Raw genomic sequence first — 12,659 nt, forward strand, 5'->3', positions numbered from 1 at the left:
CATCAGTCAAGCCGGTGCCGAAGGCCATTCAAATTGGAGTGGAAACCCCGGCTGTTCGTGAAGGCGCATGAGGTCGATCCGATATCGCTTCCACCTGAGCAGCAGATCAATCTCCTGCTGGCTCGCGATTTCCAGGTCCTCGGCATCTTGGAGTGGGGCGATACTTGCCGTTGCGGCGGCCATGAGAGCCGCGCGCGACGCCGTCACCTGAGCAAGAACTTCTTCCGCGCTCGGGGGTGGCGGGGGCATGAACTGCTCGCCATCGAATGTCCAGCCCTCACCCGGCGACGGCTCGGTCTGGGTTACATCGACCCACACGAAGGACGGATGAAACAAACCTTCGATGCTGTCAGCAGTGTGGAAGAACTCGACCACATTACCGTCTTCGATTCGTGCATATTTTTTCATCTTCATCCCCAAATCAGCACTGCACCAGGCGCGCCCGCTCCGCCATTGAAGTTTCCGCCTGAGCCGCCAGCGCCACCACCACCGCCACCGCCCGGCGCAAAGCCAGCAGGGCCGGAAGAAGTGCCAGGCCCGGGCGCGTGCGGCTTGCCACGAGGTGCACCTCCACCGGCCCAGCCGTAAACCAGCGTCCCCGTGGAAATCGAAGGGCCAGTGCCTGGAGTGCCCGACAATCCGAAGTCCGCTCCGGTCGGGGCGGCACCGCCGGCTCCGCCGCCTGTGCCGCCACCAGCACCTCCTGCCCCACCCGGGCATGACATGACCGCACCGACCGATGACGCGCCGCCTGCACCGCCGCCGATTCCCACGCCGGTTCCTGCGTTTCCCGCCGCACCGACTACGATGCTGAACACTTGGCCCGGCGTGACGTCGATCCACTTCAAGCCATATGATCCCGAGCCGGCGCCGTTGCCTGAGTTGAGGCCCCCGCCCGATCCGCCGCCGCCGCCACCGCCCCATCCCTCCGCCAGGATTCGGTAGACGCCGGCCGGAACCGTGAACGAGAACGTGCCGGCAGTGGAGTAGGTAGCCAGCAGCGCGCCGCCCGATTTTGAAGGCAACGGCGACCAATTTGCGCCGCCGGTATAAGGGTTCGCTGAATTGTTGTCGACCAAGTTCAGCCACATGCCGTTCCCGGCCGCAGCGGCCAGCACGGCGCCCTTGGGATAACCGCCAATGGCCGCGGCGAATGCGGCGTCGAAGGTGTAGCGACCACCCGCCTGTGCCCAGCGCACCGCCGAGCTCAGGAAATTGAAAATGCCATTGAAATCGGCGCCATAGGGCGGCACGCCGCCAGCAGCCAACGGCGTCATCGTCAAAGGGGGGAAGCCATCTGTGAACGATGCGGCCCCAGGGGTCACGCCGATCTGTGAATCTACCGGAATGGTGTTCTTAGTGCCGCTTTCCGCGAACGGTACGGCAGATTTGCTGGGTGCGTTGCTAGCCTGCATGGATGAGCCCCGAGGATGTGAAAAAGACGCCGGAACCGAAGGGCTGCATCAGCCCTTCGTAGAATCCGAAGGTTGTTGGTAAGTCGACTTGCAGAACATTAGCCAAAACGGCGGCAGGCTTTGGGATTGCCCCGGATTGCGTCAGGATTGCGATCTCATACGGCTCAAGCGCAAACTCGAATACGTACCGGAATTCCATGTTCCCGGTGTCGGACACATAGCACCGTCCGCGCCCGGCGAAAAGGTTGGTCAGCAACCGGTTCAGGCTGGGCGACGTGCAATCGGAGATGTTCGCGAGCGCCTTCACCAAGATCAGCTTTCGATAGGCATCGTCCGCCAAACGGTATGTCCGCGTGTCTTGAATGCCTGTGAAGAACGGCGCTTGGTTGAATGGCTGCCAACTGATGGACTCCTCATACCCAAGATAGGTTGCGTCCCCCGGCACGGTGAGCATGCGCCCGATATCCACAATCCTGCCCCAGATATCCAGCCCGAACCCTTGCGCGGTCTCTACGTTCCAAACGAAGTCATAGAACGCGTCGAAATCGGCGTCAGGGTTGATGTACTCCTCCATGTTGTTGATCAACTGGACGAGGGTCGGACTATTGGCGTACTGGCTGATGATGGTGCGGGCCACCAGCCCCGGCTTTGGATCGACAGTCATACCAGGATCACCGAAATGTCGTCGGCCGTGATCGTGGGCCGGCAGTTAATGGGCACCGTGAGGCTCGGCGCCGTCGGCGTCGCTGTACCCAGCAGCAGCGACAGGATCGATACGGACGGGCTCAGAAGCGAAACTGGCGCATAGAACCGGCTGGCATAAATGGTCGACCCGATACGCGCGCGCTGGCCGCCGTCGGCGCCGTTGAAGGCGTCGATGATGGCCTGCTTGGTCAGCGCCACGATGTCCGAGGGCAGCGCGGGGTTGTCGGCCAACTGCACAGCAAACAACACCGGCAGCGCCGCAGGGGTTTCCCAGGTCACGACGTAGGACGGATACGGGTAGGCGTAGCCCTCCCGATCCTCGATCGTGTATGACGTGTTGCCGTTGTAGTTGGCGCCGTTGCTCTTCTTGCGCCAGATCGCGTCGGCGATATCGGCGGCCTCCCCACCCACCACCGCAACCCAGATGGAATGCGGAGTGAGCGACACGCCACCGATAGTCTGCGGCACGGACAGGTTATTCTCCGTGACATAGACGTCGATTACGTCGGCCACGTTGGCCACGTTGGCATAGATTGATGGCAGCGACCCCCGCGCATTCAGTGCCACCGACTGGCGCCGCCGCGCTTCGAACTCGGCGCGCGACTCTACATAGCTGCCGACCGTACCGGCGTCCGCGTTCAGGAGGGAATCCCAGCCGGGGATTGCCTGATAGATCTGGTTCAGCGCGCCAGGCGCGCAGTCCACCGGCCCGTCAACTGAGCATGCGAACGGCAGGTCGATGCTACCGCTCGGCGGGATCGTGCCGCCCTGCGTGCAGAGATACAGGTTGCCGTCTACCGCCTCGGCGCGTGCGCCCACCGGGATGACCACGCCGGACAGCCCCGTGCACGTCGCGATGACGACAGTCGGCGTGCCAGGCTTTCGATCCAGGAAATAGATGCGCCCAATGGCGTCCTGCATGCGACCCTCGGCGAACGCCGGATCCACCTGGTTTACGTAGCTGGCGAATTCGTTGTTCTTGTCGCCAATGATGGCCGTGGTGCTCGATGCCAGTTGCCCCTGCGGCGTCTCCAGCGCCGGATTCAAGCTGCCGCCAAAGGCGGAGTCCATATCGGTCTGGACGCCCGCCAGGATGGCCGACTCTTCGGGCAGCACCAGCCCTTCCGGCGTGAACTGCACGCGCGGCACTTGGGAGCTTGTAGCCATGGTTTCCTCAGAAGCTGACGGTCTGCGTCGTGCCGTCGGTCAGGGTGATTTCGACATAGCCCGCCAGGGCTCGGTCTGTGAAGCTGGTGAGCGTGCACCGCGCGCTGGCGACGTCAGCCACGGTAAGGGCGGCGCGCTGGACGTTTTCGCGCACCAGGGCAAGCGGTGGCCGGTGCCCGAGGATGTCTTCCCAGTACGGCACGCCCGGCGCCTTGTTGTAGAACAGCTCGCCCTTGAAGAGCTTGATGGCGCTGGCTACGTCCTGCGCCACAGCGTATGGATTCGACGCCATCGCAATGTTCCCCGCGGCATCGAGCACAAGATCCCACGCCGTCCGGTCGAGCAAAAGCGTGTTCATGGATTCGGTGCCCCAGTATTCGAAGGCCCGCTTTGCACACCCGGATGGGTATGCGTCGAGCCGACGTCCTTGCCGTTGTTTCGCAGCGTGCCAAGCGTGGTCATGTTGCCCTGCCAGGTCGAAGTGCCACCATACGAGCCCGCGCCCTGCTGCACGTTACCGTTCAGCACGATGCTGGGCGCGTTCAGCGCGCATTGTGTGCTGGCGTTCATCTCGATGTCCGGAGCCTGCACCGTCACCTTGGACGGTGACACCACGTTGATGCCGCCCGCGGTGAACTGCACGTACTGCACCGGCGTGCCGTTCAACAGGCCCCCGACATACAGGCCGTCTGCCATGTCGTGGGACCGCCAAGACCCGGGATTCGCCTCACCCTTTGACGCCTTCACTGCGGAAATATCCCGGCTAGCGAACACCGCGATGCCCAGGTCTCCTACCTTCGGATCCAGGATGATCGCGTCCGTACCACCCTGCTGGCGGAAGTACGGCAGGTTGTGCAGCACCGCATGCGGGACCGCATTTCCGGCACCGTCGAGTTGGTTGACCAGCGGTTGGACGTCCACGAAGCCCACGGGCGCCACGCCGCCTGCGTTTGTCACGGCCACCACTTTCACCAACGTGGAAGTACTGAGCCGCGCCAGCGCTTGCTGAATCACAAACATCATGGCGCCGTACTCGTCGCCGCCTTCTGCTGCCCGCGCCTGGCCCGGATACCCAAATTGTTCAGTCATTTATCTGCCTTTGACACATGATCTGCGACACCCAGTTGCCACCGGGCACTTGGGATTCCAGGGCATGAACGATGCTGACGACGATCCATTCCCCGTGAGCCGCTTCAATCGTGCTAGTGACCTGCACTAATCCGCCCAGGCTCAACTCCGGCGTGTACAGGAGGGTGAAGAGGATTCCGCCGCCAGTGAAGGATGGGTATCCCATGAGGTTCTTATCTGAAGATATTTGAACTGGATCGCCCTGTCGCGCAGTGGCGCGCGGCCAAATCGCGAGAATGCCGCGATCAATTGCATAGCTAATTCGTGCCGCACGCGCGCATGACCGCAGTTGCTCCAACGCCGTCCCGCTAAAGTATGGGTTGGACAATTGAACCGTCACCCCACTGTTTTCGAATGCCAACCCCATGGCGCCGGCCAAATCTGCGGCGATGACGGCCACCTCAGTTGATCCACGATAACTGCGCGCGTTGACAGGCTTTACGGCATGGATTGCCGCCGACAGCGCCACCACGTTGAAAACGACTCCGGTGCGCCGCTATAGTCGGCCCAAGCTTGGGAAATAGTCCCTTCGTACAGGACCGTCATCGCCTGCCCTTCGTCGCCAGCCGCTACCAGGATCCGGTTGTTCTGCCGTTCCGTCATGATCGGCCCGATCACAGTGAGCCGGTTCATCATGTCCTGGCTCAGTCCGAACATGCGAAGCTGCAGCTGGCTTTGGGCATCACCGTTGTATGCCACGACCGCCACGGAAACACGGTAGCCACTCAGCGTGACGTCGGGCCCCTTCGTGTCGCCGAACTTGCCTTGCCCCAGGCGTACGGTATCCCCGTACCGTGGGTTCGAATCCCACCCTCTCCGCCAGTATTCAAGAACGAAGCCCCTGAGAAATCAGGGGCTTTTTTCTTTGTGCGGCGGGCAGACGGCTGAAGAGTCAGGTGACCCCGCCGTGCCGTGCCCTACCCCGCCCTACCCTGCGCGGGCCAATGCGTGGCCGATCGCGACGCGCGGCGAGGCATGCGCTACCGCCACAACCCCCGGCAACTTGAACGCACTGACCGCCCGGGTCAGCTCCGCTGCCTGGTCCTGCATCGACCCGGCGGCCGCGGCGGCTTCTTCTACCAGTGCTGCGTTTTGCTGCGTGACTTCGTCCATTTGCGATACCGCGCGGTTCACCTGTTCGATGCCGTCGGCCTGTTCGGCGGAGGCCGCCGCGATTTCGCCCATGATGTCGGTCACGCGCTGCACCGAGCTGACGATTTCCTGCATGGTAGTGCCGGCGCGTTCGGCGCTGATCGAGCCTTGGCTGATCTTTTGGACGGTGTCTTCGATCAGCGTCTTGATCTCCTTGGCTGCTTGGGCGCTGCGTTGCGCAAGCGTGCGAACTTCCGCTGCGACCACCGCGAAGCCCTTGCCCTGCTCGCCCGCGCGCGCGGCCTCCACCGCCGCGTTCAGCGCCAGGATGTTCGTCTGGAACGCGATGCCGTCGATGACGGACACGATGTCGGCGATCTTGACCGAGCTGGACGAAATGGCGTTCATCGTGCTGACGACCTCGGACACCGTCGCGCCACCGCGCGAGGCCGTGTCGGAGGCGGCCGCGGCCAGTTGGTTGGCCTGGCGGGCGCTGTCGGCGTTCTGCTTCACGGTGGAAGACAGTTGCTCCATCGAGGCCGCCGTTTCCTCCAGCGATGCCGCCTGCTGTTCGGTGCGGGACGACAGGTCGGTGTTGCCGGCCGCGATTTCGCCCGACGCGGACGCCATGCTGTCCACGCCGGTGCGGATGCTGGCGACCGTGCCGGCCAGGTTGGCGTTCATGGATTCCAGCGCCTGCATCAGCTGGCCGATCTCGTCGCGCGAACGCACGGTGATCGTGCTGGTCAAGTCATTGGCGGCGACGGTGCGCGCCACGCGCACGGCGTCGGCCAGTGGGCGAGTGATGCCGCGTGTCAGCAACACGGCCAGTACCAGGCCCGTAACCAGCGCAATCGAGCCGATTACGATCATCCACAGGTTGGCGGCGCCGTAGGCGCTTTGGATGTCGGCCGCGCTGGCATCGATCTCGGCGCGTTGCAGGTCCGACAGCTTGTTGATCTGGTCGATGAACTGGCGCGTGGCCGGCAGGAATTCCTGCGTGAAGACGCGGTTGGCCGCCTCGACGTCGCCGTCCTGCTTGGCTTTGAAGATGGCGTCGCGCGTGCGCAGGTAGTCGCCGCGAGACTTGCGGATGCCTTCCCACAGGCGTTTTTCCTCGTCGGTCTCGATCAGCGGTTCGATCTTTTGTTGCAGCGCCGACGAATTACGGGTGGACGCGGCCGCCTCTTCCGTGAAGAAACCGGCCAGGCTGGCGTCGGCGCTTTTGGCGATGGCGGTGGTGCGCGTCACGCCGGTCTGGATGTTGCGGCCCCAGTCGCTGATCAGGCGTTCCTTGATGAGCGAACGCTGCGTCACGGTTTCGACCGATTCGTTGATGTTGGCCAGACTGACCAACCCCACGATGCACATGACGATAATCATCGCCAGCAAGACGGAAAAGCCACCCGCAAGACGGGTTCCAAGCTTCATGTTTTTCATACTGCCTCCAGCATCCACCCAGGCGCGTGAATGCGGGTTTTGGCAGCTGCATGGCGCCGGACTATGCCGCCGCCGTCGCAAGCCAGACGCCCGCAAGCCCCTGGATGATCCGCCCCCAAAAATATTGGTGTTCGTTGTGTCAGGTAAATGCCGCCGGAGAAGTCGGATTCGAGGATTCTCTTGACGGTCGGGGAAATGCTAGCAGCCCGGATTTGGGCGGCATCGGGCGAAATGGAGAACTTTTTGCCACAAGCTCGCGCGTTTGCGTAACCGCCCGCCCGCCCGCCGCCGCGGGCGAAAAAAAAAACGGCCGATGCACGATGCGCGGCCGCTGAAAAATGATGCGGCCGTAATGGCCGCCTTGTTGCGTCAATCCGTCACGGTGGGCCGCGCCAGCTGGAACAGGTCCGTGCTGCGGGCGTACCAGCCGCTGCCGTGCATGCGCGCCACCAGCCCCATCTCGGTCGTGTTCACATAGCCGCGCTCGGCGTCCTGCACAAAGGCGTCGTCCACATGCGCGCCCAGCACGCGGCCGATGACGACCACCTGGTGCGGGCCGGTCACGATCGTGGCCTGGCTGACGCATTCCAGCGACACCGGGCTGCCCTGAATAAGCGGTGGACGAACATGCGCGGCGGGCAGCGCGGTCAGCCCGGCCTTGGCCAGTTCGTCCACGCCCGGTGGGTAGTCGGCGCAGGTCTGGTTCATCTGCTGCATCAGCGCTTCAGGCACCAGGTTCACCACGAACTCGCCGTTTTCGATGATGTTGGCGCTGGTGTCCTTCAAGTCGCCGTTGGCGCGGCGCATCAGGCCGATGGCGACGGTGGGCGGCTGGTGCCCCATGACGTTGAAGAAGCTGAACGGCGCGGCGTTGACGCACCCGTCGGCCGATATCGTGGTGACCCACGCGATCGGCCGGGGGGTGACGGTCGAGGTCAGCAGCTTATAGACCGTCTGCGAAGGCAGCGCGCTGAAATCAAAATGCATGGCTTAGGGCTCCTGGCCGCCCGCGCCAAGCGCTGAGACGGCCCGCTTTTCTCGGGTGTCGACCTGCAACTGGAACACGTCGGGGCGAGCGTAATGGCCGGCCACATCGAAGTCGTACTTGCCGCGCAGGATCTGGTTGGGGTTGATGTCGGCGTACAGGATGGTCTCGTCCGAGAAATCCGGCCCGGCCAGCACTTCACCAAGGGGGTCGATGATAGCGCTGCCGCCGCGCATCAACACGGTGTCGGGCGCATCGCCCAGCGCGCATTCGAAGTCTTCCGGGTAGGCTTGGCGGCGCAAGTGCTGGCACGCCGTCAGCACATAGCAACGGCCTTCCAGCGCGATGTGGCGCATGCTGGGAATCCAGCTGTCGCGGTCATCGGCCGTGGGCGCGCAATACAGCGCCACGCCCTGGCTGTACATGTACATGCGCAGCATGGGCATGTAGTTTTCCCAGCAGATCACCGCGCCGATCTTGCCGTAAGGCGTGTCGAAGACGGGCATGGTCGAGCCATCGCCAAAGCCCCAGATCAGCCGTTCTCCGGCCGTGGGCATCAGCTTGCGATGCTTGCCGACCAAGCCCCTGGCGCCGTTGAAATACAGCACGGTGCAATACAGCGTGCCGCCGTCCGCTTCGATGCAGCCCATCACCACGAAGCTGTCGGTGTCGGCCGCGGCCTGCGCCACGATGGCCACTTCCTCGCCATCCAGCGCGATGGCCTGCCGGTGGTAGCTGGCGAACGCGTCGCGGCCTTCGGGCTTGCGCATGCCGATGGGCGCGCCAAAGGAATTGCCCTTGGGATAGCCGCCCAGAAAGGCTTCGGGAAACACCAGCACCCGCGCGCCCTGCTCGGCCGCCTGCCGGATCAGCGAAGCCGCCTTGTTGGCGCAGGCAACGCTGTCGGTGGGGATGGACGCGGCCTGGATCACGGCGGCCTTGAAACTCGCTTGCACGGACATGTTTCTCCTCGCTTTTTTAGTGGATGGGGTCTTCGTCGATGGCTTGGGCGCGGGTGTTCGGCAGGAACAGGCTGCCGATAACGCCCACTACCACCATCACGACAACCGGGTACATCAACCCGCCAAAGATATTGCCGCTGGCCTGGGCCAGGTAGGTGGCGGTAAAGGGCACGATGCCGCCGAAGATGCCGGCGCCGATGTGATACGGAAAGGATAGCGCGGTGTAGCGGATGCGGGCCGGGAACAATTCCACCAGGTACGACGCAACCGGACCGTACACCATGGCGACCACGGCGGTCATCAGCACCAGGATCAGGATGATGGTGGCGCGGTCCACGCGCGCGGGGTCGGCGCGATCGGGGTAGCCCGCCGTGCCCAGGGCGCGGGCGTAGGCGGCGCGGTCAAAGCCGTTGACGGTGGTGCCGCCCACGCTCATCGCGATTTCCTGCCCGGGCAGCGGCGCGGCGTATTCGAAGTTGATGCCCTTGCCGACCAGGAATTTCTTGGCCTGCACGCACACCTTCTTGTGATCGGCGTGGCTGCCGATCATGGCGGCCTGCAAGCCGAAGTCGCACGCGCCGCCGCTGGTGTCGGCGTGCACGCGGACGGGCGTGCTTTGCATGGCTTGCGCCAGCGCCGGGTTGCCGGCCTTGAGCAGCACGTCGAACATCGAGTGATAACCCAGGGCGGCGATGAACAGCCCCGCCATCATGATCCACTTGCGGCCGATGCGGTCGGACAGCCAGCCGAACAGCACAAAGGTCGGCGCGCCGATGATGAAGCCGATCAGGATCAGGGTGTAGACGCTGGTCTGGTCCAGCTGCACCGCCTGTTGCAGAAAGATCATCACGTAGAACTGGCCCGTGAAATACGTGGCGCCCTGGCCGGCGGTAACGCCGATCAGCGCCAGGATCACCAGGCGCAAGCTGGACCACTGGCCAAACGTTTCCTTGATGGGGTTTTTCGACAGGCGGTTCTGCTGCTTCATCCGCGTGAACACGGGCGATTCGTGCAGCTTGGCGCGCACGTAGATCGAAATGGCCAGCATCACGATCGACAGGATGAACGGCAGGCGCCATCCCCACTGCCGGAAATCATCGGCGCTCATGGATGCCTGGGTGCACAGGATGACGACCAGCGACAGGATCAGGCCGGCCGACGAGGTGATCTGGATCCAGCCCGTCAGCAGACCGCGCCGCTTGGGTTCGCAGTGCTCGGCCACGTAGATCACCGCGCCGCCGTACTCGCCGCCCACCGCCAGGCCCTGCACCACGCGCAGCGTCAGCAACAGAATCCAGGACAGGTGGCCCGCCGATTCATAGGTGGGCAGGCAGCCGATTAGTACGGTAGCCCCGCCCATCATCACAACCGTGATCAGGAAGGTGTACTTGCGGCCCCACTTGTCCCCCAGGTACCCGAACATCACCGCGCCCAGCGGCCGGATGATGAAGCCGACCGCCAGCGCGCCCAAGGCGGCCAGCAGCGCAACGGTGGGATTGTCCTGCGGGAACAGCACCTGGCTCATGAAAACCGCCAGCGTCCCGTAGATGAAAAAGTCATACCACTCGAACAACGTGCCCAAGGTAGAGGCCACCACCACCTGGCGTTCCTCTTTGCGACTTAGCGTCGGCGCCGCAGCCGCGCGCCCCATTGCCACATTAGCTTCCATGCTTACTTTCCCCTGTGTTTTTAGATTGATACTGCTGTACGCATTAACTATTATCAAACTTAAAACCCGGGCGGACAAAGCTGGGGGAAACCCGGAACGGGCCGCGTGGACCCGTCGAAAGCGGCCGGACGCCGCTGCTACACTGCCGCCAAACACACAGTGGAGGCAGTGATGGCAAGGCCCGCCGGCAAGGTAGACAAGGACACGGAAAAGACGCCGACCGCGGCGCGCAGGGGCATCCAGTCCATTGAAGTGGGCTTTCGCATCCTGGACCTGATCCGCAAGACGGGCCGGCCCTTGCCTCTGAAGGACATCGCGGACGCCTGTGAGCTGACCGTGCCGAACGTGCACTACTACCTGGTCAGTTTTCAGAAGGTGGGCGTGGTGCAGCAGCATGCGGACACGGGGCACTACGGCCTGGGGCCCTACGCGTTGCGCCTGGGGCTGGCCGCGCTGGAACAGTTCGACGTCTTCACCACAGCGCGGCCGATCATGGCCGAAGTGGCCGCCGTCACCGGGCATACCGTGTTTTTGGGCGTGTGGGGCAACAAGGGGCCGACCATCGTCTATCGCGTGGAAGGCAGCCGCAGCCGGCCCTTGCTGGAATTGCGCGTGGGCACCGTGATGCCGCTGCTGTCATCCGCGCTGGGCCGCAATTTTCTGGCCCATCTGCCCGATGCCTTGACGCGCGACCTGCTGGAGCGGGAACTGGCATCGTCCGTGCCGGAAAGCCACGGCGGTGCACCGGGCAATTCCTACACGCTGAAAGACGTGCAAGCCATACGCGACGAAGTGCAAAAGCACCACATCAGCCGCTGCCGCCATGCGCTGCTGCCGCACTTTACGTCGCTGTCCGCGCCCATCTTCGACATGCTGGGCGAAATGACGGCCGCCATCACACTGATGGGGCCGGTGGGCGCCATCGACGACGACCTGGATTCCGGCACCGCGCGGCTGCTGCGCGAAAAAGCGCGGTCGATATCGGCCATGGCGGGATGGGAAGGGTCAGAGCCGGTTGGGGCAACGCGCGCCGGTTGACGCGCGACGCCGGCTCAGGTGCATGCCGGGGCGCGCCGGCAGGGTCAGCTTTCCACCACGATCTTCGCGTCTTTGATCGTCTTGGCGTACTTGCGCTGTTCCTGCGTCATGAAATCGGCAAAGCGCTGCACGCTGCCGCCACCGTCTTCCGCGCCGACCTGCGCCAGCTTTTCCTGCACATCCGCCATCGCCAGCACCTGGTCGATGTCTCGATTCATGCGCTGGACCATGGCGTCCGGCATCTTGCCGGGGCCCACCATGCCGAACCAGATGCTGGCCTCGAAACCGGGGTAGCCCTGTTCGGCCACCGTCGGCACATCCGGCTGGCTCTTGGAACGCTGTTGCAGCGTCTGCGCCAGCGCGATCGCCTTGCCCGATTGCAGCAGCGGCGTGGCGGTGGTCATGCCTTCGAAGCAGTACTGCACATGGCCGCCCAGCAGATCGTTCATCAGCGGCGCCGATCCCTTGTAGGGCACGTGCAGCACGTCGATGCCAGCACGCGCCTTGAAGATCTCCAGCGCCAGGTGTTGGGCCGAGCCGGCGCCAGCGGACCCGAACACAATCTTGCCCGGCTGCGCGCGGCACAGCTTGACCAGGTCAGGCAAGGTCTTGGCGGGTTGCGAGGCGCCGCCGATCAGGATGGTGGGCGTTTTGCCGACCAGCGCGATGGGCGTGAAATCGCGGTCCACCGAATAGGCAAGCTTGGGATGCAGGCCGGGCGCGATACCGTGGCTGTTCACATGCGCCATCAACAAGGTGTTGCCGTCATTGGGCTGGCGCGCGACCTGTTCGGCGGCGATGACGCCGGCCGCGCCCGCCCGGTTCTCGACGATGACGGGTATGTTCCACATCACACCCAGCTTTTGCCCCAACAGGCGCGCCAGCACATCGGTGCCTCCGCCGGCCGGAAAACCCACCACGATTTTCACCGGGCCGGACGGCATGTCCTGCTGCGCTCGCGCCGTCACGGGCAGCACGAGCGCCGCCCCCAGCGCCGCGGCGCCGGTCATGAATTGCCTGCGTTGCATTCTTGTCTCCTTGCGCCGGTCCCGAAGGCC

Annotated in this window: 14 protein-coding genes; 1 reads left to right on the plus strand and 13 read right to left on the minus strand. The window is 63.9% G+C overall.

Annotated elements, in window-relative coordinates:
- Positions 1–6: 6 nt before the first annotated feature.
- From AC0Z35_RS16775 to AC0Z35_RS16830, 12 genes are all read right to left on the minus strand, one after another.
- Complete coding sequence (locus AC0Z35_RS16775; protein WP_485132267.1) at positions 7–414, minus strand: tail fiber assembly protein; 408 nt, start codon at positions 412–414, stop codon at positions 7–9.
- Positions 411–1,415 (minus strand): glycine-rich domain-containing protein, encoded by a 1,005-nt coding sequence (locus AC0Z35_RS16780; RefSeq protein ID WP_485132266.1) that lies wholly within the window; start codon positions 1,413–1,415, stop codon positions 411–413. Before AC0Z35_RS16780 ends, AC0Z35_RS16775 begins: the two co-directional genes overlap by 4 nt.
- The gene (locus AC0Z35_RS16785; protein WP_485132265.1) at positions 1,405–2,079 is read right to left on the minus strand and encodes a DUF2612 domain-containing protein; all 675 of its coding nucleotides are present in this window, start codon (positions 2,077–2,079) and stop codon (positions 1,405–1,407) included. Before AC0Z35_RS16785 ends, AC0Z35_RS16780 begins: the two co-directional genes overlap by 11 nt.
- Positions 2,076–3,287, minus strand: a complete 1,212-nt coding sequence (locus AC0Z35_RS16790; protein WP_485132264.1) for a baseplate J/gp47 family protein — start codon at positions 3,285–3,287, stop codon at positions 2,076–2,078. Before AC0Z35_RS16790 ends, AC0Z35_RS16785 begins: the two co-directional genes overlap by 4 nt.
- A 7-nt stretch (positions 3,288–3,294) precedes the next feature.
- Positions 3,295–3,645, minus strand: coding sequence for a contractile injection system sheath initiator (locus AC0Z35_RS16795; RefSeq protein ID WP_485132263.1), 351 nt, complete (start codon positions 3,643–3,645; stop codon positions 3,295–3,297).
- Positions 3,642–4,376 carry an oxidoreductase gene (locus AC0Z35_RS16800; RefSeq protein ID WP_485132262.1) on the minus strand — a complete coding sequence of 245 codons (735 nt, stop codon included), beginning with the start codon at positions 4,374–4,376 and terminating at the stop codon, positions 3,642–3,644. The genes AC0Z35_RS16795 and AC0Z35_RS16800 overlap by 4 nt, the downstream gene beginning before the upstream one ends.
- Entirely contained in the window at positions 4,369–4,887 is a 519-nt protein-coding gene (locus AC0Z35_RS16805) for a baseplate hub protein (protein ID WP_485132261.1), read from the minus strand. The genes AC0Z35_RS16800 and AC0Z35_RS16805 overlap by 8 nt, the downstream gene beginning before the upstream one ends.
- Positions 4,854–5,072: a hypothetical protein gene (locus AC0Z35_RS16810; protein ID WP_485132260.1), complete on the minus strand. Its 219-nt coding sequence runs from the start codon at positions 5,070–5,072 to the stop codon at positions 4,854–4,856. The genes AC0Z35_RS16805 and AC0Z35_RS16810 overlap by 34 nt, the downstream gene beginning before the upstream one ends.
- 270 nt (positions 5,073–5,342) lie before the next feature.
- Positions 5,343–6,938, minus strand: a complete 1,596-nt coding sequence (locus AC0Z35_RS16815) for a methyl-accepting chemotaxis protein (protein ID WP_370638750.1) — start codon at positions 6,936–6,938, stop codon at positions 5,343–5,345.
- 378 nt (positions 6,939–7,316) lie between these two features.
- Entirely contained in the window at positions 7,317–7,934 is a 618-nt protein-coding gene (locus AC0Z35_RS16820; protein WP_046803366.1) for a flavin reductase family protein, read from the minus strand.
- A gap of 3 nt (positions 7,935–7,937) precedes the next feature.
- Complete coding sequence (locus AC0Z35_RS16825; RefSeq protein ID WP_104143650.1) at positions 7,938–8,894, minus strand: carbon-nitrogen hydrolase family protein; 957 nt, start codon at positions 8,892–8,894, stop codon at positions 7,938–7,940.
- 16 nt (positions 8,895–8,910) lie between these two features.
- A complete protein-coding gene (locus AC0Z35_RS16830; RefSeq protein WP_314358251.1) occupies positions 8,911–10,563 on the minus strand; it encodes an MFS transporter in 1,653 nt (550 codons plus the stop codon).
- A 171-nt stretch (positions 10,564–10,734) separates the two neighbouring features.
- On the opposite strand from AC0Z35_RS16830, the gene AC0Z35_RS16835 reads away from it, so the two are divergent.
- Positions 10,735–11,601, plus strand: coding sequence for an IclR family transcriptional regulator (locus AC0Z35_RS16835; RefSeq protein WP_046803369.1), 867 nt, complete (start codon positions 10,735–10,737; stop codon positions 11,599–11,601).
- Positions 11,602–11,645: 44 nt separating this feature from the next.
- On the opposite strand, the gene AC0Z35_RS16840 is transcribed toward AC0Z35_RS16835, so the two are convergent.
- A complete protein-coding gene (locus AC0Z35_RS16840; protein WP_485132259.1) occupies positions 11,646–12,629 on the minus strand; it encodes a Bug family tripartite tricarboxylate transporter substrate binding protein in 984 nt (327 codons plus the stop codon).
- Positions 12,630–12,659: the final 30 nt, after the last annotated feature.

The organism is Achromobacter sp. 1L-A-4-B-C2 (assembly GCF_057291955.1).